Here is a 24,837-nt window from a genome sequence, read left to right on the forward strand (position 1 = left end):
TCTTCCTCCTACTACTATGCCATGTATTGCTTACATACTTCTTCTACATCACCCATCATTACCATCTCACCTTTTGATAACCATACAACCTTATTACATAATTTTTGAACTTGTTCTATCGTATGAGATACAAATATTATCGTTGCTCCATGTGAGATAATCTTATTCATCCTTTTCTCACATTTTTCTTGAAACTTATAGTCTCCAACCCCTAAAATTTCATCTACAATTAAAATATCTGGAATACGAGCAGTTGCAATTGCAAAACCAAGCCTTGCTACCATTCCTGATGAATAATTTTTAACAGGTAGATCTACAAAATCCCATAACTCTGCGAAATCCATAATTTCTTCAAACTTTTCTTTCATCTGAGCCCTGCTATAACCTAATACCGCTCCATTTAAAAAAATATTTTCTCTAGCAGATAAATCCATATCAAAACCTGCACCTAATTCAATAAGGGGTGCTACTGAACCATATACATTAACGCTACCTTTTGTTGGTTTCATTACTTGAGCAATAATTTTTAATAATGTGCTTTTTCCTGAACCATTAAGTCCCACAATGCCAATAGCTTCACCTTTTTTTATACTAAATGATACATCTTTTAATGCCCAAAATTCTTCAAACATAAGATTTCTTTTAGCTATCTTTACTATATATTCTTTTATATTATCTATTTTCTCACTACTTTTATTAAACATCATTGAAACATTATTAATCTCAACGGCATTATTATCCATTTTACTCACTCCTATGCAAAGTCTTTAATTAAATGTATAGAATAAATTTATCTTGATTTTTATAGAAAAATATTAATCCTAATACTAATGTTATACTACCTATTAATAAACACGTTATATTTTGACCTAATGTTGGAATTTGATTATATAATACTATATTTCTAAAATATTCTATAAAATGATACATCGGATTTAATGTAAGTACTAAACTAGCCTTTTCTTGTAATAATGAAACTGGATAAAAAATTGGAGTTAAATACATCCATGCCATTGTAAGAACTCCATATAAATGAGCTATATCTCTAAAAAATACTACTGATACAGATAATATTAATCCCAATCCAGTTGTAAACAATATTGTATAAAATATTATTAATGGACTTAAAATCATTGTTCCATGAAATGGTGCCCTAGTTGCAATCATAACTATTAACATAGCAATAAATGCAAAAAATAAATTAACAACACTTGAAAGTACTTTTGATACTGGAAATAAATATTTCGGAATATATACCTTTTTAATCAAACTAGCATTTCCTGTAATTCCATAAAGACAATTAGTAGTTGCCTCTGTATTAAAAGTAAAAAGTATATTTGCAGTAAAAAAATATACTGGAAAGTTTTCTATATCAAATCTAAATAAATGTGAGAATACAATTGTCATAACTGTCATCATTAGTACTGGATTTAATAATGTCCAAAGTAATCCTAGTACAGATCTTCTATAACGTATTTTTATATCTCTTATAACTAATTCATATAACAGATTTTTATATTTATATAATCCTGATAACATAACTTTAAATTTGTTCATTAATTAACTTGTCTCCCTCTTTTTTGGTGTAATATATTTTTTTAATTTTATTTAATAATTTTATTGGAATTAACCCCACAATAAGTGGTTTAATCACAAAAACAATTCCTATTGGCATTAACTTTAATGCCTTAAATCCTTTATATTTTACTATTGATTCATTTATTCGATATCTATATTTTCTTCTTTTAAAAGTATTCTTATCTTGTCTTATATAATATAAAGTATTAGAAATATTAGCTCCCTTACAACCATTAACATATAATTTCATTAATAGATCATAATCTTCTGACCTCATTACCTTTTTGCTTGTAGAATATCCAGAAACTTTAAGTAAACTTTCTTTTTTAAACATAATAGATGCATGTACAAAAGGAAGTGTAACTAAAAAGTCTTTTGGTTTAGGATATTTACAAAACCAATATTCATCATTAGTATCATTAATTTTTTTATTAAAATATTTTCCTTTACATCCTACAAAATCAAATTCAGCATTTTTTATTAAAAAGTTTTTTTGTTTTTCTAATCTTTCCGGTGCTGAATAATCATCCGCATCCATTATAGCTATAAATTCACCTTTTGCCTCTTTTAAACATCTATTTCTAGCCACACCTGCTTTTAAATTTATATTATTTCTCAACAATTTTATCCTTTTATCTTTTTGGGCTATACATTGCAAAACTTTATATGTATTATCATTAGATCCATCATCACATATAATAAACTCGAAATTTTTATATGTTTGGTTCAATATAGAATCAATAGAAGTTCTAAGTATATCCTTATTGCCAATATTATATACCCCCATAATTACAGATATCATCAGTATTAATTCTACACCTCCTTATTATATATACATTTATTATGTAAAAAAATAACAAATCAATTTTTTCTTGACTCATTATTTTTTAATTGACATTATAATTTAATTAAATAATAAATTATTTTATAACACACTTTATTTAGCTTTATATAATACCATATTATCTTTCTCATTTTAACACATTACCCTCAATAAATAAACAATTAGTGAAATATCTGCATTAGTTGATAATACCTTCCTTGAAAATTGAATTTTTTTTCATAAAATGATATCATAAAGCTTATATTTAACATTGAAAATTTAGCTAAACAATTATTTTTAAGACATAGCGTTAAAATATAATATTTTTTTAATAACTTAATTACCAACTTAAATTTATATAGATTAAAGGAGAACACTTTATGATAAAAGAAAATCAAAATTTATTAAATAAAATTAATGCATTTTCAGATATTGTAATCTTATTTATATCAATTATCTTAGCTTACTTAATTCGTTTTTACATATTTTCTCCTGATGAATATTACATTAAATTAATTAATTATATAAAATTTACGATTTTAATTATTCCAATAAACCTTATTATCTATAATTTTTTCAATTTATATCATTCATTTAGAACAATAAATTTTAGTAAAGAATGCTCTAATATAATCAGAGCAAATACAGTATTAACAGGTATTTTATTATCTTTACTATTCATTGTTAAATTTGTAGATATATCTAGATTTGTTATTGTAATCTTTTATTTTATAAACATTACTTTAGTTTTATCTAAAAGATTAATATTAAGGAAATCATTATCGAGGATGCGTTTAAATGGAATGAATTTAAAGCATGTAATAATTATAGGTGCTGGTGAAGTTGCTGGTGAATATTTAAATGTAATAAAAAACAACAAAAGCTTTGGTTATAGCTATGCTGGATATGTAGCTAATTCTTCAAATTTTGAAGGTGAAAAATTAGGAAACTATGATAATTTGTTTGATGTTTTAAATAAATATAATGTTGATGAAGTTGTTTGTGCACTTGATATAGATGATTCAAAATATATAGAAAGTATAGTTTCTGCTTGTGAAAAAAGTGGTACCAAAATTTCTATAATACCTTTTTGTTATAAGTATATTCCTAGTAAACCATACATTGATCAAATAGGCAGTATTCCTCTTATTAATGTTAGAAGAATACCTCTTGATAACTTTGGAAATGCTTTTATGAAAAGAGCTTTAGACATAATTGGTTCTCTTACATTAATTATATTGACAAGCCCTATAATGATAATTACTGCATTAATAATAAAATGTACTTCTAAAGGCCCTACTATATTTAAACAAAAACGTGTTGGTTTAAATAAAAATATATTTACAATGTACAAGTTTAGATCTATGAGGGTTAATCCTGAAGAACAAACGGGTTGGAGTACAAATAACGATCCTAGAAAAACTAAATTTGGTTCTTTAATTCGTAAATTCTCTATAGATGAATTACCTCAATTTTTTAATGTATTAAAAGGTGATATGAGTTTGGTTGGTCCAAGACCGGAACTTCCTCATTTTGTTGATGAATTTAAAAATGAAATACCTCTTTATATGGTAAAACACCAAGTAAAACCTGGCATAACTGGACTAGCTCAAATAAATGGATATAGAGGTGATACTTCTATTAAAAAGAGAATTGAGTATGATATACATTATATTGAAAATTGGGACATGCTTATGGATATAGGAATATTATTCAAAACAGCTTTTAAAGGATTTAAAAACAATGAAAAGCTAATAATAAAAGAAAAAACAATAGTCCAAAATAATAAAAGTTTAAATTGCAATAAAATAAAAGATAATGGAGCACAATTATGAAGAAAATATTATTTGTAGCATCAACCTTATCACATATAGAAAATTTTCATCTACCATATTTAGAACAATTTAAAAATAAAGGGTATATTGTACATGTTATGGGTAAAACAAATAACAAATCAGATATTCCATATGCTGATAAAGTTATACCTGTTTCATTTGAAAAAAGTATGTTTTCAATTAATAATTTTTCTAATTCAATCAAAATATTAAAAATTATTAAATCTGAAAATTATGATATAGTAAGTCTTCATACTACATTAGCTGCATTTTTTACAAGACTTTCTATAATGATGTTATTAAATAAACCTAAATTAGTTATAAATACTGTTCATGGATACTTATTTGATGATGATACTTCTTTTTTTAAAAAAACAATTATGCTTTTAGCTGAAAAGCTAACAAAATGTGTTACTGACATTATTATGGTAATGAACTCCTCCGATTATAATATTGCTAAAAAACATAAGTTATTTAAATATAAAATATATCTAATAAATGGTATGGGAGTTGATTTATCACGTTTCCCTTCAATATCTAATGAAGAAAAAATGCTTATGAGAAAAGAACATGATTTTTCAAGTGAAGATTTTATTTTAATATATGTTGCTGAATTTTCTAAACGTAAAAATCAAATATTTTTATTAAATTCTTTGAAACAATTAATAGATGATGGCAACAAAAACATTAAATTATTGCTCTTAGGAGATGGTAAATTATTTGATGAATTCAAACTTTATGCTGAAAAATTAGGTATTAATAATAATGTAATTTTTACTGGATATACCAAAGATACTTGTAAGTATTATCAAATGTCAGATGTATGCGTATCTTCAAGTAGAATTGAAGGATTACCATTTAATATTATGGAAGCTATGTCTGTTGGATTACCTATAGTTGCATCTAATGTTAAAGGGCACAGTGATTTGATTGTTCAAAATAAAAATGGATTTTTATTCGAGTATGATAATATAGACCAATTTTGTAACTATATTAAAAGTTTATATGAGAATGAAGAACTACAAAATAATATGAAAATTAAAAGTAAAGAATTTGCTAACAAATATTCAATAGATAATGTTCTATCTAATACAGTTAACATTATTTCTAATGAATATATAAAAAAATAACACAGAAAAACTGTGTTATTTTTTTATATACGATATTACATTTTTATTAATTCTATATAGCACATTTGACATGATAGCTATAACTATAATTGATATTAAAAGTAAAAAATACATTTCTGTTTTTGTACTTTCTATTCCAACAAATCTTCTTTGAATTTGATTTATTACAACATGATGTGTTAAAAACACTGCATATGAATACTTACTTATTAATGTAAATAAACTTTTTACTTTATTTTGCGTAATCTGTTGCCCTAAATATGATAATACTATAAAAAGTGCACTTCCGGTAATTGTTATCTCATACATATGATTTATATTTATAGGAACGTATAACATTATTGCACTAACTATTAATGCAATAACAAATTGATAATTATGTACCTTTTTTATATATTTAAAAAAATACATTCCTAATACAATATCAAATATTCTAGTTAAAATATTCCAATCAATTGGTATTGTAGAATTATATGTGCTAACAACTATTATATAATATATAAAAATTGAACCTAACAACAATTTTGGCCATTTTATCAATAGTATTCTAAGTATAGGGAAACATAAATAGAATATTATTATACATCCTAAAAACCATTCCCCTAATATATAGAAATTAGGTATTATAGGTAACAAATAACCATCCAATCCTAAAAAGCTTAATAAAATTCTGGATTTTGGTATATCATGATTAATTGATTTATTTATATAAAAGAAGTATAAAAGTGCACTAGAATAAGCAATCCAGAACATTGGATATATAGCAATAAATCTTCTTTTCAAATATTCCTTTATATCTAATTTTTCTTCATAGGTTTTCATTAATACAACCCCAGAAATAATAAAAAATAATGATACTCCTATTTCTCCCATATATCCATTAGCATTATAAGGATGTAAAATCCCATTTTGACTTATATAGTTTTCTCTTAATGATGAATTAAAATGCCAAACTATAATTAATATAGTTGCTATTGCCCTAATAAAATCTAAGTAAAATATTCTCTGTTTAATTGTATTCATATATTTCTCCCAACTTACTTAAAACATAACGCTATTTTAAAATATATTGTTTCCCAAATAACATATCATATTGCATTAGCTGATATTTTTTTATCATTTCATCATTTGCATCTATATTAAAACTCTTATGAACTATAGGATATTTTTTTCTTAAATCATATATATAGTCAAAGTAACTACTATAAGAAATACCTGCATCCTTAAGAACTTGATGTGCTAGTTGATTTGGTGTTATGTAATCATTACCAATATTTATATCTTTATAATTAGAATAAGCAACTAATGGTGTACCAAATAAATTATAAACATTATCTAAATACCCTAGATTATTAAAAGCAGATAAAGCTGGCAGATGATCCCCCCAAACATAAACAATAGTTGGTCTACTGCTATTTTTAGCATCTTCCATAGTTCTTCCTATAAAATCATTTGCATCTGACAACCCTCCAGCATATGACTCTGCCTCATATATCTGTGAATCTGAAAGTTTATTAGAAGAAATTTTTATATTATTATTTGAATCTTTTGAATTATATAATCCATGATTTTCTATCGTTACTGCAAATATAAATTGTGGATTGTCTGTAGAATTTAATTGGTTTTCAATTACAGAATTTACTTCTGAATCTAGCACAAATCCCCTACTACTTCTTTCTGTATGACCTGTAAAATCATCAATACTTAAAAATTTATTAAATCCCATAGCTTGATATATTTGATTTCTATTATAAAAATCAGGATCATTAGGATGAATTGCAGTTGTAGTATAACCATTATTATTAAATTCTCTAGCTATACTTGGTATATTATCATCCCCATTCCAATAAGTAACGTATTGAATAACATCATCCGGAAAAAACATATTAGAAAATCCTGTTAATGCTTCAAACTCAACTGAAGCTGTTCCTCCACCAAATCTTGGGGAAATAACAGTACCTTTTTGATATTTTTTGATATTTGAATCTATAGTCTTAGAAAATTTAAGATCATTTATTTTCTGTATATCAAACATAGATTCTTCCATTATTAATATAACATTGGGGTTAACATTACTAATATTTTTATTTGGATTTAATGAATCAATTTCATTTTTTAATTGATTCATTGTCTGTTCATTATAATTTTTAGGTTTTGAGATTTTAACTTCATTAATAGCTTCTATATTAAAATAGTTATAAATAAAAAATCCTTCTTTATCTACTTTAACCTTGTCTCCTAACCAATCTATCTCTTTAGTAATTTCAACATCTTTAAACTTTTCTTGATTTAAACAAGTTGTAAAAAACAATAAAGATATTCCCATTAAAATAGCCATAAATATATTAGGTGAAGGTTTAAAAATAGAAATAATATTATATTTAAATTTAATAATGCAAACACCTAATATAAGAATAACTAATGCAGATAATAATATTACTATATATATATTCAAAAAGTTTTTAGCTATATTAAACAGTTCTTTTATCTGCAAAAAATCATTAGGCTTTAATAAACTATTTTGATATCTAATCTTAATGAAATTACCAACTAATATTATTATTCCAATAAATGAAAGCAAGCTTTTACCTAATTTATTCCCAAAAACAAATATAATTAGGTAATATATTATTGAAAGCAATATAAAATTATATAAACATTTAGGAGTAAAAATATAATTTAATATAAAAATATGTATGCTACCTTTATTGAGATAATATTCAACAAACGCTTCAAAAAATAATAATATAAATGCTATTACACATAAATTTATAAAAAATACTTTTATTTTTTCATCTAAACGAATCTCTATTAAAGCTTGTACTTCTTTTATATTATTATTTTTAACTTTAAAATCAATTAAGTTTGTTTCTATTCTTAATATTAATAATATTAAAATGAATGTAGCTACATACATTAATCCATGAATCTCAGTATATAGAGTTATTGAAAATATATATGTAACAAAAAATAAATATATATTTTTTATTTTTAAAATATTAATTATCTCTATTTTTTTCCTTATTTTTTTAATTGATAAAATACTAAATCCAATAAACCAACTTATTAGAATCATTACAATTATAGATAATTTTATATTACTAGTATCAAAGTTATTCCAAAGCATAGACATATCATTTATATTAAAAATAAACTTTAATAATACTATAATTGATAACATTAAAATAATTTTAATTACTAGATTATTTTTACTTTCAGTAATTTTAAATTTATCATAAGTAAACCCAAATAAGTAAAAAGGATAAAATGCTAAGTATATAAATAAAATTTTAATATCCAAATAAATAGTAAAACAACATAGCATAAAAATAATTGTTAATAGAGATTGTACATTAATTTTAATTATTTTATTGATCTTTTGATACAAATATAAAAAAGCTTTTGTTAATAAATAATATATCAAAATTCCACTTAAAAAAGCACATATACTAATAAAAATAAAATAAATTATATTATTAATAGCATTAAATTTATGTAAAACTCCTAAACCAATCAAACTACCTACAAATGTTGCAAATCCAAACTTATTTAGTTTTGATTTTTTTAATCCTAGCTTAAATAACAATATAGGAGTAATACATAATACTAATAACAACATTCCTTTTGCTATGTCTTCTTTATATTGTTTTATAAATATATTTTTAATAATAGATTGAGTATCATTGAATACTATATCTTCAATTTCTATTTTTGTATCATCTTTGTTAACTAAATTAAATCTAAATCCTTTTATTGGGTTTCCATCATTAATATTTTTAGGAATATTAATGATATTTTCCCCTTCTTTAATTTGAAATTTAATACATCTGTCTAAATCTCTAACATATACTTCTGATGGAGCAGTATCTTCACTTAAATATTTTACATCTAATTTTATCTGTGTAACTTTATCAAAATCAACTTCTGGTGAATTATAAAGTATCCATGGGTAACTAGATAATGAATTCAATACGCCATTATCATTTTCAAAGTCCTTTAAGTTTTCATTTTCCTTTAAAAATTCCTGATTAGATATTTTAGTCATAGGATATTTATTTTGTACATATTCTTTAAGCAAAAATGGTATATCCATAAATGTTGTAAGCATTATAATAAAAATAAGTACTATAAAATATCCCTTTTTATGCTTATTATTAACCATAATTTTTCCTCTTTCGTTTTTTATCACGCTTTAGAATAATATTGATATTGCAACATTAAGTTACTTGAGAGTAAAATTTACAATATCAACCTCAACATAAAGCAACTCTACTATTTTTTCATTAGTTTATAATACATCTACAGATTTTAATTAGACGTTAAATTCACTTAAATTTTCTATTTAGATTCAATTTGAGACCATGTATGCTCTATATTAGTAACTCCTTCACATAATTCTTTTAAAGAAGTTATCTCTATTGCATCCTTCATAATATAATCACTTAAAACTACTGTACCAGATGGATTGTAACATACACTCCATACAGTATATATATCTTTATAAAGATTAAATCCTTTATAAGATAATTTAAGTTTATGATGTCCTAAAGTTATATCTGGTTTAAATCCATCTAACTTAGTATTTAACCCATTTACATATACTGTTTGACTATTTTTCATTCCCACACCAAAAAAACAATCATCAAGTTCTCCCAAAATTTCATATTCGATAATAACATCAAACTGCTCTCCAACTTTAAAACTCCTTGAAATTTCTCCTGATTTATTTACAAAATATGTTTTATGTATTTTTACTAAATCACTAACAGAACTTTGCATTATATCAATTTTACGATTAGACCTATTAGGAAGGATATTCCTTTCATATCTATCTAATATTCCAACAATATCATATCCGACCTCTATTATTTCACCATTTTCTAACCACACTATTCTATCGCAAAAATATTTAATTGAATGTAGATCATGAGAAACAAATAATACGGTTTTACCTATTTCCATTAAGTTTTTCATTTTTTGTATACATTTATTTTGAAATGCAGTATCTCCTACACTTAATATTTCATCTGCAATTAAAATATCTGGTTCAACATTTATGGCAACAGCAAATGCTAATCTTGAAAACATTCCTGACGAATATGTTTTTACTTGATTATTTATAAAATCTCCTATGTCTGCAAAACCGATAATTTCTTGTAATTTTTCTTGCATTTGAGAACGACTTAGACCCATCATTGTGCCATATAAAAATATATTTTGAATTCCAGTATATTCAGGATTAAATGCCGTACCAAGTTCAAGCAATGCTGTTATTCTTCCATTTACTGAAACACTCCCGTTTGTTACCTCTGTAACTCCCGTTATAACTTTTAACAAAGTAGATTTTCCTGCACCATTTTTTCCTACAAATCCTGTAATCTCTCCACTTTTAATTGTTAAATTAATATCTTTTAATGCATAATGGTCTCTGTGATAACTTTTTTTACTAAGACTAAACGCTTCTTTTATTCTATCAATTGGTTTTTCATATAATCTATAAACCTTTGATGCATTTTCTATTTTAATTATATCCATTTGTCTCATCCACCTCTTATCTATATCACATCATTAAAATAAGGTTTAAGTTTTGAAAATATGCTAATACCTAATAGTACTACAACTAAACAAACACCCCAAAAATAAAGAGTATCTGGTAACCTTTGTATAATTGATACTTTATAAATTAAAGAATCTCTATATCCTTGAATTATGTAAAAAAGAGGATTTATTTTAAAAATCCAAAGCATATTAGTTGGAGCAATTCCAATATCCCATAAAATTGGAGTAAACCACATTCCAATTTGCAAAAATACATTAATCATTTCTTCAATATCAGCAAAAAATAATTTTATAGATGATGTTAACCATGAGAGTCCTAATAAAAAAACTATCATACATATAAAATAATATATTGTTTGTAGCCAATACCAATTAGGTGTCATTCCATTAACAAACATAACAATAATCATTAATAATGCAAATATTGCATGTGTAAAAATACATGATATAATTTTTACAAATGGTATAATACTTGGTGTAAAAGACATTTGTTTTAAAATAAAACGATATTCAATTAAACTATTTGACGAACTTGCCAGTGCCTCTGAAAAATAGTACCAGGGAACTAATCCTGATAACATCCAACATATAAAAGGTACATCTTTTACATTAGTGGAACGAAATCCCACACTAAAAACCATCCATAACACTAATGTAGTTATTAAAGGTTGTACAAAAGGCCATAAAAGTCCAAAAGATGAACCTATAAATCTTTTACGAAAATCTTCCAAAGATAATCTAAATATAATTGGTAATTTTAAAAATGTTTCTTTTGTGAATCTATATACTTCTCTAAACATTTGAGTTATCCTTTCGTAATTTCATAAAGTAATTCTTAACTAAATAATAAAGTTAAACTTTAATTTTTTTACTCTATAATTTTCTTTATTATCTTTTTTAATACTGCTTTAATAGCCTTAAGTGGATGTTTTAATGCTTTCTTAAAGTTTGACTTACTAAAGAATTTATTTGAATATTCTTGATATATATCTTTAGGCAATCTTTCTATATTATTTTTTTTAAGAAAATCTTCATACTCTTGCTTGCTTTCTATTCCATCAATAGTATATGCGTAACGCCATAAATTAAATTTAGTTTCATCCCATATTGTTTCAATATCATTAATTACTTCTTTTTTAGAATAAGATGTAACATACGATTTTTCTTCAGCATCATATGAAACAAAATTAGAAATCTTACGGAACTCCATCATATCATTATAATCTCTATTTATAATAAAGTTCCTATATAAATCTGTACATCCTTCAACAGAAATGCCTGTTAAATATTCATCATATTCAATAAATTCATCAATGATTTTAAGCGCTCCATTTTGTAGTGTAGACGTATATTCTTTATTTTCTATAAAATCACGGAATACTGGAATACATTTTCCATCTTTTTTAGTGAAACTTAATAATTGTGGTTGAGGACAAGTAAATATAAATTCATACATCATAAGATTTTCTAAACAAAATGAACTATGAACCCATGGAATAGAATAATCAAAATAATAACCAAACGTATTATCAACAATGTCTGCATAGACAAATTGATTTGTTCCTAAATAGTATCCATAAATATTAACTTTTTTATTTATACCCTTTGATTCATAATAATGATTAAAAAACTTCTGCATAGAATATTGAATGCTTCCTCTCCATCCTATATCAACAATATTTAATCTATCATATTTAAATAATCCTTCTTGTTCAAGATATTCTTCTACTAACTTACACTTTTTCTCTAATACAGAAACTATATCTGAATAAACAAATTGTATAAGTTTTTTAGCCATGTGTCTTGTTTCAGCATTAATTACATCTTTTGTAGAATTAAATTCAAAGTTCTTAATTACATCTAAATAATCATTTGCATCAAGACCTGCATTTTTAAACATTTCACTAATTGTAAGCTTATGTCCAAATGCCTCACTACTTTGAGTTAAATTCTCTACCATCTCACCTTTTCCCATATATGCCATACATGGTAATTGATATGCTTTCCTAGAAGTGTAAAGATATATAGAATCTACTGTATCTAATTTTCTTTTTAATTTAATTTTATCAAATACAAGTTTTGGAATATATCCATCCCTAGATAAAAATACTACATTATCACTTTTTTCATTTAACCTTGCAATCCAATCGCTTAACCCATAATAAATAGGTGCAATATACTTAACCCCAAATTTTTCCCAATAAGGTATATCTAATCCACAATATACTTTATTGTACTGAATAGCTCTCATAATAGATGTCTTAATATCAATTGATTCATCTGACATATTTGCTCGTTCTCTAATTGACTTATAATAATAACCTTTAATTTTTAAACTTTCTGCATTTTTTACATCTGCTTGATAATTATCACCTATATGCATCCAGTTCTCAGGTTTTATGTCTGAATAATTTTCTAATATGTATTTATATACGGTTTTATTAGCTTTAGTCTTATCTAATTCACTTGAAACAAATAGTCTTTCATATCCATCATACCCCAAATCTTTTAATATTCCTTCTAAGAATGGAGCTTTAAGATACATATCTGATATAATAAATATTTTTTTATTTAAATTTTTAGCATAATCAAATACTTGCTTCATTAACGGATTAATTACAATAAATCTTTTTTCAAGTTCAAGTTCTTTTTCTTTTATATTATTACAATCAAACCTCAACTCTTTTGATATAGTATCGTAAATTTCATCAATATTAATGTCTTCTTTTTTAATACCTTCCCTTGTATGCATTTCTAACTTAGCTCTTAAATTATAAAAATCTTCGATTTGGTATTTTTCTTTTACATATACATCTAATAATTTAAATATATCTTTTGGAAATAATACATTTCTAAAAACCAATGTATCGAAAATATCAAAAGATATTACATCATATTTGTCTACCATACTTTTTATTTTATTTAATTCACTATTCATGCACACGTCTCCCACTATTAGTTTTTTAATTATATCTGATTTTCTATTAATTATAATTTTAATCTTATCTCCCTTTGAAAAATTATAATTAATATTAATTCTTTGTTTATTTAAATTGATAAAATTTCCGTTCTCAATATTTATATTTCCATCATTAACTGAGAAACTCCAAAACTTATATAAATTTCCATTTATCCATGCTTTTATCGAATATTCACATGGTCTAATTGTAGGTTCAATATAAATAGATTGTATATTATCTTGCTTAACAGAATATTCAATCTCTTCTCCATTTTCATAATAATAAAGTTTTTCATTATCTCCTTCATATATACGTACTTCATCATATTCATCTAATGAAAGTTGGTATAATGGTGGTTCTTCCCCCTCAAAATCTTCTTCTTTTCCAAGTATAAACAAATTTTGAAAAACATGTCCATTACCATTTTTTAACAAAACATTTCTTTCTTCCATTGAATATTCATTATATTCAGTTTCCCATCCAGTACCATCTGGAACAAGATAAGTAATAAAATGATTAATCCGTTTTAATCCACAATTTCTTGCTTCTTTTGAAAATGTTTCTTTAGTATAAAACCTAATATGAGTTCTATCTAAAATACCAATATTTTTATAATCAAAGCGATCCCTTAGAAGCTGCATTAAAACAGTATTATGTGAAATGTTTGGAATAGATATTAAAAATTTTCCTTGTTTTTCCAGTTTAGTTTTTAAGTGTTTAAGTACTTTAAAAGGATCTATTAAATGTTCAAGCACATCTTGACAAACAATATAATCAAAATAATTATCAGGTAATTTATCTATCCAATTTTCTATGCAGTTTAAATCATCATTAATTGCATATTTTAAATTTGGACTTATTATATCTAATGCTTCTTTATCAATTTCTATAGCACTATTTTCACAATGCTTCTTTAAATTTAAATATCTTGTAATATAACCTGTTGAACATCCTAATTCTAAAACTTTAGATCCGTCAATAATTGATTTTATTACAAAATAATCCGCTGTATTCTCACGAAAATCTATTTCTCTATCATATACAAATTTACTACTTTTTTCAGGCATTACTTTACTCATCCTTCCTACATAATAAACGTGCATCATTTTAATTTAAAGCTATGTTTTAAGTGAATATTGATATTATAGTATAAACACAATTTTAAAACATAGCCTAATTTAAATTTAAACATTTCACTTATATTAATTTTTTATTTTTAAATAATGAATATATTCAGATAATATACATGTTAAATTAAATAACTTTTTATGTGATATATCTGATAGCTGAATAGTTCCATTAATCCAAAATGACTCATGGAATTTCCCCTTTCTTTTCTTTAAAAATATTTTTTTATATATTTTATAAGCAAGATTATATTCACGCAGTTCATCATTTGTAAGTTTATCTGCTAAATTTATCATATAATTTTCTGTAGAATCATCACAGAAAGGTATACTACCATATACACTTGCTTCTTCTTTACTTGGGAAAACCATAAAACTTATGAGTAATTTTTTAATAACTTGTGGTAAAACATCTATCTTAATATCTATCCATTGATTTTTTTTTACAAATATTTTAGTAAATTCTTCTATAATATTTAACTGAAGATTCACATTCCATTTTTCCGTATATTCTTTAAAAACAGGTGTAATTATACCTTTATTATCTTTATAATATCCTATTGTCATACCATGATTTGCACTACACATACATTCAAATACATTATTATTAAAAAGAACTCTTCTTAAGCTATTATCTTTTTTAGAAAAATAAAAACAGTTATATTCTCCATCTTCCTTTTTCCCATTTTCAAACATTCCAAAATAATATCCTTTTAATTTTTTACTATTCCCTGAATAATATAAAATTTGTCTTATATGACGCTGCATAGATCCTATCCAACCAGTATCTACTATCGCATAATTTTTATCTTCAGTTAAACCTTCTTGTATAAAATATTCATAAATATTTTCATAATGAGATTCTGCATAATTATATGCTTCTTTAGTAAAACATAAATTGTCCTTTAATTTTCCTCCAAATAATTTTAATTCATTATTATTTAAAGATTTATCTTTAAAATCTATATTTAATTCATCTAATATTTTGTTTTGTATCTCTTCATTTATTCCAGCACGTTGTAATACTACCTTTGGTGAAATCTTTAAGCCTTCTGCACAAAATCTTTCCATTGCTTCTTTCTTATCCATTAAATAAAGAGGCGCTCTTAAAGCTAATCTACTACAATATAAATATCTACACTCTATATCTATACCATAACTTTTGCAGAGTATATTAGCAATTTTGCGCATTATATATCCATCTCTTGAAAGAAAATATAATCTTTCTATTTTTTTGTTTTGAGCATCTTTCAATATGTATAATACATAACTAACTAAAGTAGGTGCCGTTACCATTACAGTAGTTTTATATATCACACTATCTTCATAAGATATATTCTCTGGTATATTTTTAATCATAGTGTTAACACAATCATAAAAATTTGCATAATTATTATATTTTTTTAAAACTTTTTTATAATAATTTATTTTCTTAGAATACTGTTCTTGCATATTCTTATTATTCTCCTTAACTTCTTTAAAAGAAATAAATTAAATGAAACCAAAGAAATTCCAAATATATTAATTAAATTATTAATTATTTTACATTTTTTATTTTCTGTCATATTTAATATATATTGTGTCTCAGTAAATAGTTTTTTAGCTTTTTTTCTACTATTTTTATTTACTTCATAAATGGTAGCTAAATTTAAAATGTATTCTATAATTAGTTTTTCCTTCATTTTATTAGAAAAAAATATATTACTATTTTTTTCTAATAAATCTATACTTTCTTTTGTTATTGTCAAATAATCATATATACGTTTTAAACTTATAGTACTCATAATAGACGTTTCTCTACCTAACATATAACAATAATATGGATTATGATAAAATGCTATATTTTCAGAATTTATAAGCGTCTTTACAGCAAAGTCAATATCTTCACATAAAAATCCTTCTTTAAAAATAAAGTGATTGTTCTGCAAAAATTTTCTACTAAATACAAAACGCCATGTATTCCAAAAACATCCATATGTTGTTAAAAATTCTGTCATATAAGTATTATCACAAATTAAATCTGTACTTTCTTTTATTTGATTAATTTTATCTATAATTATATTTTCCCTAGAAACTCTAAAAAAATCACTAATTATTATATCAATTTCAGTTTCTTTATTATCTTTTATCTTTTCTATTAATTTATTTAAATTTTTACTTATAATGTAATCATCACTATCTATAAATAAAATATATTTTCCTTTTGCTTCTCTAAATCCACTGTTACGTGCATTTGAAAGCCCTCCATTTTTTTGATTAATAACTTTAATTTCTTTATACTTTTTTTCATAATTCAAACAAATGCCATAACTGTTATCTGTGCTTCCGTCATTTACCAAAATTAATTCATAATCTTCTAACTTACAGACTAATATACTCTCTATACATCTTCTTAAATAATCTTGTACATTATATACTGGTACAACTATAGTAAGAAACACATTTTCACCTCATTTTTACAAAAATCAATTATGCTCATCCTCAATACAATTATTCTACTAATTTTAACATATTTCTTATTTGAAATAAATTTATTTTTTAAAAAAATATAATTATTTTAAAATTTATTGCATATTTTTTAATGAGATGATATTATTCTTTTTATATAAGACATTTTACGACATATAGTAGAGGGTGAAGTTTTATGATAAAAGAAAATCAAAATTTATTGAATAAAATCAATGCATTTTCAGATATTTTAATCTTATTTATATCAATTATCTTAGCTTACTTAATCCGTTTTCATATATTTCCTCCTGATGAATATTACTTTAAATTAATTGATTATATACAATTTACAATTTTAATTATTCCACTAAATCTTATTATCTATAATATTTTCAATTTATATCATTCATTTAGAACAACATACTTTAGTAAAGAATGTTCTAAGATAATTAGAGCAAATACAGTGTTAACAGGTATTTTATTATCACTACTATTCATCGTTAAATTTGTAGATATATCTAGATGGGTTATTGTAATCTTTTATTTCGTAAATATTACTTTAGTTTTATTTAAAAGATTTATCTTAAGAAAAATCCTGTCAAAAATGCGTGTAAATGGAATGAATTTAAAACATGTAATAATTATAGGTGCGGGTGAGGTTGCAAGTGAATATTTAAATGTAATTAAAAATAATAAAAGTTTTGGTTATAACTACTCAGGATATGTTGGTAATTCTTCAGATTTTGAAGGAGACAAGCTTGGAAACTATGATGATTTATTTGAAGTTTTAAATAAATCTAATGCAGATGAAGTTGTTTGCGCACTTGATATTGAAGATGCTAAATATTTAGAAAATGTGGTTTCTGTTTGTGAAAAAAGTGGTACTAAACTTTCTATAATACCTTTTTGTTATAAATACATCCCTAGTAAACCATATATTGATCAGATAGGAAATATTCCTCTTATTAATGTTAGAAGAGTGCCTCTTGATAACTTTGGAAATGCTTTTATGAAAAGAGCTTTAGATATAATGGGTTCTTTATTCTTGATTATATTGACAAGCCATATAATGATACTTACTGCAATAATAATAAAATGTACTTCTAAAGGTCCTATAATATTTAAACAACCTCGTGTTGGTTTAAATAAAAATACCTTCACAATGTATAAGTTTAGATCTATGAAAGTTAATTCTGAGGAGCAAACAGGTTGGAGTACAAACAACGATCCTAGAAAAACTAAGTTTGGATCTTTAATTCGTAAGTTTTCTATCGATGAATTACCTCAATTTTTTAATGTATTAAAAGGTGATATGAGTTTAGTTGGTCCAAGACCTGAACTTCCTCATTTTGTTGATGAATTTAAAGAGGAAATACCTCTTTATATGGTAAAACACCAAGTAAAACCTGGCATAACTGGACTAGCTCAAATAAATGGATATAGAGGTGATACTTCTATTAAAAAGAGAATTGAGTATGATATACATTATATTGAAAATTGGGACATCCTTATGGATATAGCAATATTATTTAAAACGGCTTTTAAAGGATTTAAAAATAATGAAAAATTAGTAATCAAAATTAAAGAAAAACCAATAATTCAAAACAATAAAAACGTACAACAAAATAAAATCAATGTATAAAAGGTTGTACTACAGAATTTTCTATACTATTCTGTAGTACAACCCTTCCTTTTATAAATTTCTCTAGTTCTATCACTTTAAATAAAACCTATATTATTCAGTATATTTAAGAATTTCTCGTATTCCTTAAATCTTCTCTATCGTTTAATCCCATTATAGAACTTATCATTTCTAGTTTCTTGCAACACTCCCTTCTACAATGTTATAATATTTTATATTTGTATAGTAAATTACAAAAATAAAATATATAGGATGTGTGAACATTGGAAAAAAAGAAAAATATTTATGAAGAAAATTCTTTAGGCTTTTTTCTTCCCATTTCATTTATACTCTTAATTATTCCTTTAATTGTTCGTATGACAGTTGTAAAAGTTGATTCGTTTGCTGCAGATGTATTGGGCTCAGCAACACAAAATGATTTATTTTCACAAAAGAAAGCTTTTTGGTTAATGCTTTTTTGTATTGTATTAATTATAATTGCAGCTATATCTTTTAGAAAAATATTTAGAAAAACTGATAAAATTGTTACTTCTATTGTAATTTTAACAGGAGTATTTTTAATTTTAACTTTACTTTCTGCAATATTTTCTGATTATAAGCAAGCTGCATTTTGGGGAGTATTTGACAGAGCTGAAGGGTTTATTACGATTGCTTGTTATATTACATTGTTTATTTACTCACTTTATACGTTTAGAACAACAAAAAATTATAAATATATGATTATTCCTATTCTTATTATTATTTTAATCAATGCATTTTTAGGAATTTTTCAATATATAGGTAAAGATTTAATAAATTCTAAGTTAGGTGTGGCTTTAGTTGTTCCTAGTAAATATAATGTTAAACCTGGTGAACTTAATTTACTTTTTGAAAAAGGTAAATTATATGGTACTTTATTTCACTATAACTATGTTGGTAGTTTAGTTGGAATTGTTTTACCTATATTATTTTCTTTAACTATATTTGAGAAAAATATTAAACATAAAATAATACTAGGACTTGGAACTCTACTTTCATTATGGTTATTATTCGGAAGTACATCTCGTGCTGGTATTATTGGTATCACTGTAGCCTCTATATTTGGAGTTATAATTTTTGGAAAAATAATTTTCAAAAGATGGAAACCCCTATTAATGGGTGTTTGTGCTTTAGCTATTGTTATTGTTGGACTTAACTTTGCAACTAAAGGTTCTATATTTGAAAGAATTCCTACTTTAGTTTCAGATGCTTTTAGTGTATTTAAAGATACAAGTGATTTTGATTACACAGAACATGTACCTATTAAAGATATAAAACACTCTAACAAAGGTGTAGAAATTGTATTACCTGGCGATACGTTAAAAGTAGTTGCTCAAAATGGAGCTTATAAATTTACAAATTTAAATGATCAAGAGATAGAATATGTAAGAGATAAAAATTTATTAACAACTCAAGTTGAAGCATTTAAAAATATTTCATTTAGCTTCGGAAAACTTAGAGATAAATCTACTAGAGCAGATGGACTTGTATTAAATGTTGATGGAAATCCTACATTTATATTTGAATTAAAACCTGATAATAGTCTTCATTTAGTAGATGCAACTAGTTATATAAATACTGAAGTAACCTTCCCTGAATCAATTGGATTTAAAGGAAAAGAACAACTTGGATCTGCAAGAGGCTATATCTGGTCAAGATCTTTACCTCTATTAAAAAATAACCTTTTATTAGGTAAAGGACCTGATAGTTTTGTCTATCAATTTCCACAAACTGATTTTATAGGGAAATACTACGCTTATGGTACCCCTAATATGCTTGTTGACAAACCACATAATCTTTATTTACAAACAGCATTAAATGAGGGAGTAATTGCTTTATTAGTATTCTTAGCTATTATGATTATCTACATCGTTGATAGTATCAAATTATATGCTTTAAAGAAAGAGTACAATAAGCAACAAATCTTAGGTTGTGTAACTTGCCTAGGCGTTATTGGATATCTATTTGCAGGAATATTCAATGACTCAGTTGTAAGCGTTGCTCCAGTATTCTGGATTGTTCTAGGAGTTGGTGTTGCACTTAACTTTATTAATAGAGAAGAACTTAAAAGATAGATTTTCTTTTAAAAAATTAATATTATAAGATTAACTAAAATAGACCTTTGGTGAGTATACCCAAGGTCTATTTTCTTAGTATAAATTTCATAAACAGAGGAATTCACTTAATATCAACCTTTACTTAAAAACAGTGCCTCATAGTATGTGCTTGAGGTACTGTTTTTATTAATATATAAAAAAACTCATGTTATTAGACTACTTCAAAATAACATTACTTTTATATCAAAATATAGTTAATTATAATAACTTATTTATGCAGTAAATATATTCTCCAAAATCTTTTATATGATTTTCAATTATAGATTGAACGATTTTCATACTTATTGCTCTATAATCATGAACTGCAATATTTTTAAAACCCACCATAGATTTCATTTTTTTAGTTAATTCATCATCTATTATATTATTTTTATTAAGCACCTCAAAAGACTCCCTACTATTTTGAGGAATACCTAATCCTTTCTCTGATACAATGTGCATTGCTAAATCTATAGATGCTTCACACGCTCTTTGTATATTTAATATTAGGCACATGAAATAAAATAATAGATCAAAGATGTGACTTATATTTTGTTTCAGACAAGGAGATAAATAAAATGACTTCACGTTCTTCATTAAGCATTGCATAAGACTTAAGCGCTCTCATTTCAAAAAACATTCTTTTTGTATCATCACTACAATATATTCTTTTTCCTGTTCCTATTACTTGAGCTTTAAATACTGTAGATGATGTATTTAAATTTATTAAATCCACTTCTCTTTTAAAAATATCCGCTAATTCTTGAGCTTTTATAAAACATTCATAAGAATCTATATCATACTCTGTTAAAAATGCAATATCAATATCACTTTCATCTCTCAAGTTCCCTTTAGCTGCTGGCCAAATAAGGCACATGAAAATAAATAACAGGTCCAAAGTTGCAATGGATATTTTTCATCAGGCAAGGAGATTAATTGTCCTCATATAGGTCAATTTAACGACGCAGCATGATGGAAAATAGGCTAGCAAATGGACTTGTTATTTTTTGATTGTGCCTAATATTACAATAGGATTAAATTCTTCTTTTAATATTTCAATAGCTTTATTTAATTGACTTTCCAAAATTAATCCCTCCTTAATAAATATTCTTATCATAATTATATATTATAACCAATTTAATGTGAATAACAAAAAGAGACTCCCTAAAAAGGGAGTCTCCTAGTAATTGATGCTTGTACTAAAAGTACATCACAATTAGTATACTAAGTAACTTTTATCAGACTATCTGATCCAAGCTCCGTTAGCTCCTAAAGTGTAACCATCAACAACTGTGTTAGCTTGCATAGCTCCTGAAGCATTGCAGAAGTACCAAGTTCCGTTATCGTTAACCCATCCAGTTTGCATAGCTCCTGAAGCGTTTAAGAAGTACCAAGTACCATTTACATTAGCCCATCCAGTTTGCATAGCACCTGAAGCGTTAGTGTAGTACCAAGTTCCGTTAGCGTTGATCCAACCAGTTTGCATTACACCTTCAGCGTTTAAGAAGTACCAAGTACCGTTTAAGTTTAACCAACCAGTAGCTTTAGTTCCATCTTCTTTAACATAAGTCCAAGTTCCATCAGCAGCTTGTACCCATCCTTTAGTTACTTCAACTGGTTTTTCAGTTTCTTCTTCTTTGTTTCCGATTACTGAGTAAACTTCATCATCTTCATTCCAAACAACCATGTTGTCTTTGTTGTAAACTGACATTTTATCCATTGATCCGTCTACTTTGTAAACTTTATCCCAAGAATCATCGTTATCGAATTTGTAAACAAATCCGCCATCTAACATCCATAGGTTTCCATCAACATCTGTTTGTACAACTGTAGCATCTTCTTCATCAGCTTTTGTTATATCTGTGTAGTAGAATCCTTTAGATGATTTTAATTCTATTGTTTGAGCATTAACTTTTCCGCCTGATACTGCGTATGCTATTACTTTTCCACCAGTGATAGTGAAGTTAGCACCTGAAAGTAATTCTTTGTTTTCTCCTTTTTCATTAGAGATAACATAGTTAGTTACTGATTTAGCATATTTAGCTCCATCAACATCACCTGAAGCTTGAGCTTTAGATATTTTTTGGATAACTTCGAATGATACTGTTTTGTATGCATCAGTAGTTACAAATGTAGCTGCATCTTTTGTTACATCTACTCCGTTAATTTCACTTACTGCACAACCAGTAGTAGCGCTAACAGTTATAGTTGCAGTTCTATAAATATTGCTAGAATCTTGTCCTATTACTTTTGCATTTGTAACTTTTGCTGATAAATCATCTTTTGCTATTGAATCATATTTATCATCTGTGTTTTCAATTGTTACTGCTGAACTAGTAGTAGTTCCATTTGAAACTCTTACTTTAACTTTTCCTAAGTTGTAATCAGCATCAATGTAGTTTGCTTTTGCATCTGTATAAACATTTAGTGCAGTAGAAGCTCCACCATTTGTATTTTTTGCAGAAGTATAAGTAGTTTCGTACCAAGTTTCTCCGAATCTTGATCCTTCTATTGCTGATAAACCAGTTTTTAAAGCAGCGTCATCTGAATATCTATCATCAGCTTTATCTTTAATTTTCTTTCTTAAAGCTGTTGCAGCATCATCAGCATTGTCTTCAGCTACTTTATCGTCTGATACTTTACCATTTGTTAAATCAACATAGTAATCATCAGTATCAACAGTTGCGTATTTTTCTCCATATATTCCGAAAGTTACTCCTGTATCAACGTCTTCTAATGGACTATATTTTCCATTGTTTAAGAAGTATACAGCATCTGTGTCTCCATCTTTAACATTACCATCTATAACGAAAGCACCATTTTTGTATGCTACTGCGTCATAAACTTTACCATCTTTAGATTCTATTCTTTTATAATCTGCAGCGTTAACACCAGTTGCTGGAACTAATGAAACAACAGCAGCAGCAGCTACTAATAAAGCTGTCATCTTGTTTGCTCTTTTAAACATATTGAAATTCCTCCTAAGTTTTATAAGTATACTATAAATAATACCATCATTGTCTAAAATGTAAAAGTCAGATTTTGTTATTTATGGTCAAAAAAAGTGTAAAAACACTATTTTTTTAAAATTTTTTTTTGTTTTTTATTTTAAAATACTATTTTTACTCTTTTTTTGGTTATTTTATATTTATTTACCATTCAATAATTAAACTTTTAATAAAAAATTTAGTATATATATAATTTTTTTCCTTGTATTATTATTTAATTAATTACATTTATTTCATAATTATATCTTGTATTTTTTTGAAAATATGTATTTTGATTTTTTAGCTATTACTCTGCTAATCACTTCTTAATCAATGCTTTAGAATTTTTTTTATAATTTTCTTACTGGAATAAGTCAAAATTTAACTTATCATTTATACTTTTATCAATGATAAAAATATTATATAATAGTAATTTAAGCCTAAAAAACCCACCTCATGCAATCCTAAAATTACTTGAAGTGGGTTTTCATATCTAATATTTCTTCTTTAAGTATTAAAACTTATACGTTACTTAATTACTTTTGAATTTAATCTCTATAAATTTACTTTTTATTACTTCAGTTTGGAGAACTGGTATGTGTTTTAAACCAAAAGTAAATCTTATATTTTGTTT

Annotated in this window: 16 protein-coding genes and 1 pseudogene; 4 read left to right on the plus strand and 13 right to left on the minus strand. The window is 25.1% G+C overall.

Going from position 1 to position 24,837, the window contains the following annotated elements:
- Nucleotides 1-14: 14 nt before the first annotated feature.
- The 3 genes from ACYUET_RS07610 to ACYUET_RS07620 are packed head-to-tail and all read right to left on the minus strand — an operon-like array spanning nucleotide 15 to nucleotide 2,380.
- A complete protein-coding gene (locus ACYUET_RS07610; RefSeq protein WP_460278709.1) occupies nucleotides 15-743 on the minus strand; it encodes an ABC transporter ATP-binding protein in 729 nt (242 codons plus the stop codon).
- Nucleotides 744-771: 28 nt separating this feature from the next.
- Nucleotides 772-1,557 carry an ABC transporter permease gene (locus ACYUET_RS07615; protein WP_460278710.1) on the minus strand — a complete coding sequence of 262 codons (786 nt, stop codon included), beginning with the start codon at nucleotides 1,555-1,557 and terminating at the stop codon, nucleotides 772-774.
- Nucleotides 1,544-2,380 carry a glycosyltransferase family 2 protein gene (locus ACYUET_RS07620; RefSeq protein ID WP_460278711.1) on the minus strand — a complete coding sequence of 279 codons (837 nt, stop codon included), beginning with the start codon at nucleotides 2,378-2,380 and terminating at the stop codon, nucleotides 1,544-1,546. The genes ACYUET_RS07615 and ACYUET_RS07620 overlap by 14 nt, the downstream gene beginning before the upstream one ends.
- 401 nt (nucleotides 2,381-2,781) lie before the next feature.
- On the opposite strand from ACYUET_RS07620, the gene ACYUET_RS07625 reads away from it, so the two are divergent.
- Both ACYUET_RS07625 and ACYUET_RS07630 read left to right on the plus strand, forming a co-directional pair.
- Nucleotides 2,782-4,236 (plus strand): undecaprenyl-phosphate glucose phosphotransferase, encoded by a 1,455-nt coding sequence (locus tag ACYUET_RS07625; RefSeq protein ID WP_460278712.1) that lies wholly within the window; start codon nucleotides 2,782-2,784, stop codon nucleotides 4,234-4,236.
- On the plus strand, nucleotides 4,233-5,366 hold the full coding sequence (locus tag ACYUET_RS07630; RefSeq protein ID WP_460278713.1) for a glycosyltransferase: 1,134 nt from the start codon (nucleotides 4,233-4,235) through the stop codon (nucleotides 5,364-5,366). Before ACYUET_RS07625 ends, ACYUET_RS07630 begins: the two co-directional genes overlap by 4 nt.
- A 15-nt stretch (nucleotides 5,367-5,381) precedes the next feature.
- On the opposite strand, the gene ACYUET_RS07635 is transcribed toward ACYUET_RS07630, so the two are convergent.
- The 7 genes from ACYUET_RS07635 to ACYUET_RS07665 form a co-directional block, all read right to left on the minus strand.
- Nucleotides 5,382-6,389: an acyltransferase family protein gene (locus tag ACYUET_RS07635; protein ID WP_460278714.1), complete on the minus strand. Its 1,008-nt coding sequence runs from the start codon at nucleotides 6,387-6,389 to the stop codon at nucleotides 5,382-5,384.
- A gap of 31 nt (nucleotides 6,390-6,420) precedes the next feature.
- A complete protein-coding gene (locus tag ACYUET_RS07640; RefSeq protein WP_460278715.1) occupies nucleotides 6,421-9,528 on the minus strand; it encodes an LTA synthase family protein in 3,108 nt (1,035 codons plus the stop codon).
- 176 nt (nucleotides 9,529-9,704) lie between these two features.
- Nucleotides 9,705-10,901, minus strand: coding sequence for an ABC transporter ATP-binding protein (locus ACYUET_RS07645; protein WP_460278716.1), 1,197 nt, complete (start codon nucleotides 10,899-10,901; stop codon nucleotides 9,705-9,707).
- Between the two features lie 20 nt (nucleotides 10,902-10,921).
- The gene (locus ACYUET_RS07650) at nucleotides 10,922-11,725 is read right to left on the minus strand and encodes an ABC transporter permease (RefSeq protein WP_460278717.1); all 804 of its coding nucleotides are present in this window, start codon (nucleotides 11,723-11,725) and stop codon (nucleotides 10,922-10,924) included.
- A 68-nt stretch (nucleotides 11,726-11,793) separates the two neighbouring features.
- On the minus strand, nucleotides 11,794-14,952 hold the full coding sequence (locus ACYUET_RS07655) for an HAD-IA family hydrolase (RefSeq protein WP_460278718.1): 3,159 nt from the start codon (nucleotides 14,950-14,952) through the stop codon (nucleotides 11,794-11,796).
- A 135-nt stretch (nucleotides 14,953-15,087) separates the two neighbouring features.
- Nucleotides 15,088-16,464, minus strand: coding sequence for a hypothetical protein (locus ACYUET_RS07660; protein WP_460278719.1), 1,377 nt, complete (start codon nucleotides 16,462-16,464; stop codon nucleotides 15,088-15,090).
- Nucleotides 16,437-17,453, minus strand: coding sequence for a glycosyltransferase family 2 protein (locus ACYUET_RS07665; RefSeq protein WP_460278720.1), 1,017 nt, complete (start codon nucleotides 17,451-17,453; stop codon nucleotides 16,437-16,439). Before ACYUET_RS07665 ends, ACYUET_RS07660 begins: the two co-directional genes overlap by 28 nt.
- 203 nt (nucleotides 17,454-17,656) lie before the next feature.
- Here ACYUET_RS07665 and ACYUET_RS07670 point away from each other — a divergent pair, with 203 nt between their 5' ends.
- Together ACYUET_RS07670 and ACYUET_RS07675 are read left to right on the plus strand one after the other, a co-directional pair.
- Nucleotides 17,657-19,102: an undecaprenyl-phosphate glucose phosphotransferase gene (locus tag ACYUET_RS07670; RefSeq protein ID WP_460278721.1), complete on the plus strand. Its 1,446-nt coding sequence runs from the start codon at nucleotides 17,657-17,659 to the stop codon at nucleotides 19,100-19,102.
- 263 nt (nucleotides 19,103-19,365) lie between these two features.
- The gene (locus ACYUET_RS07675; protein WP_460278722.1) at nucleotides 19,366-21,195 is read left to right on the plus strand and encodes an O-antigen ligase family protein; all 1,830 of its coding nucleotides are present in this window, start codon (nucleotides 19,366-19,368) and stop codon (nucleotides 21,193-21,195) included.
- Nucleotides 21,196-21,435: 240 nt separating this feature from the next.
- Here the strand turns inward: ACYUET_RS07675 and hepT are convergent.
- From hepT to ACYUET_RS07690, 3 genes and pseudogenes are all read right to left on the minus strand, one after another.
- A pseudogene (hepT, locus tag ACYUET_RS07680) lies at nucleotides 21,436-21,726 on the minus strand (type VII toxin-antitoxin system HepT family RNase toxin); the annotation flags it as partial.
- Nucleotides 21,727-21,748: 22 nt separating this feature from the next.
- Entirely contained in the window at nucleotides 21,749-22,093 is a 345-nt protein-coding gene (gene mntA, locus ACYUET_RS07685) for a type VII toxin-antitoxin system MntA family adenylyltransferase antitoxin (RefSeq protein WP_460278723.1), read from the minus strand.
- A 366-nt stretch (nucleotides 22,094-22,459) separates the two neighbouring features.
- Nucleotides 22,460-24,184, minus strand: a complete 1,725-nt coding sequence (locus tag ACYUET_RS07690) for an N-acetylmuramoyl-L-alanine amidase family protein (protein WP_460278724.1) — start codon at nucleotides 24,182-24,184, stop codon at nucleotides 22,460-22,462.
- Between the last annotated feature and the right edge of the window lie 653 nt (nucleotides 24,185-24,837).

The organism is Clostridium sp. CTA-5, assembly GCF_054768135.1.

Excerpts from the sequence above, each read along its gene's own strand:
- ACYUET_RS07655 (WP_460278718.1), bottom strand. The coding sequence starts at position 14,952 with ATGCCTGAAAAAAGTAGTAAATTTGTATATGATAGAGAAATAGATTTT.
- ACYUET_RS07640 (WP_460278715.1), bottom strand. The coding sequence starts at position 9,528 with ATGGTTAATAATAAGCATAAAAAGGGATATTTTATAGTACTTATTTTT.
- ACYUET_RS07610 (WP_460278709.1), bottom strand. The coding sequence starts at position 743 with ATGGATAATAATGCCGTTGAGATTAATAATGTTTCAATGATGTTTAAT.
- ACYUET_RS07620 (WP_460278711.1), bottom strand. The coding sequence starts at position 2,380 with ATGATATCTGTAATTATGGGGGTATATAATATTGGCAATAAGGATATA.
- mntA (WP_460278723.1), bottom strand. The coding sequence starts at position 22,093 with ATGTGCCTTATTTGGCCAGCAGCTAAAGGGAACTTGAGAGATGAAAGT.
- ACYUET_RS07670 (WP_460278721.1), top strand. The coding sequence starts at position 17,657 with ATGATAAAAGAAAATCAAAATTTATTGAATAAAATCAATGCATTTTCA.
- ACYUET_RS07650 (WP_460278717.1), bottom strand. The coding sequence starts at position 11,725 with ATGTTTAGAGAAGTATATAGATTCACAAAAGAAACATTTTTAAAATTA.
- ACYUET_RS07660 (WP_460278719.1), bottom strand. The coding sequence starts at position 16,464 with ATGCAAGAACAGTATTCTAAGAAAATAAATTATTATAAAAAAGTTTTA.
- ACYUET_RS07645 (WP_460278716.1), bottom strand. The coding sequence starts at position 10,901 with ATGGATATAATTAAAATAGAAAATGCATCAAAGGTTTATAGATTATAT.
- ACYUET_RS07630 (WP_460278713.1), top strand. The coding sequence starts at position 4,233 with ATGAAGAAAATATTATTTGTAGCATCAACCTTATCACATATAGAAAAT.
- ACYUET_RS07615 (WP_460278710.1), bottom strand. The coding sequence starts at position 1,557 with ATGAACAAATTTAAAGTTATGTTATCAGGATTATATAAATATAAAAAT.
- ACYUET_RS07635 (WP_460278714.1), bottom strand. The coding sequence starts at position 6,389 with ATGAATACAATTAAACAGAGAATATTTTACTTAGATTTTATTAGGGCA.
- ACYUET_RS07690 (WP_460278724.1), bottom strand. The coding sequence starts at position 24,184 with ATGTTTAAAAGAGCAAACAAGATGACAGCTTTATTAGTAGCTGCTGCT.
- ACYUET_RS07625 (WP_460278712.1), top strand. The coding sequence starts at position 2,782 with ATGATAAAAGAAAATCAAAATTTATTAAATAAAATTAATGCATTTTCA.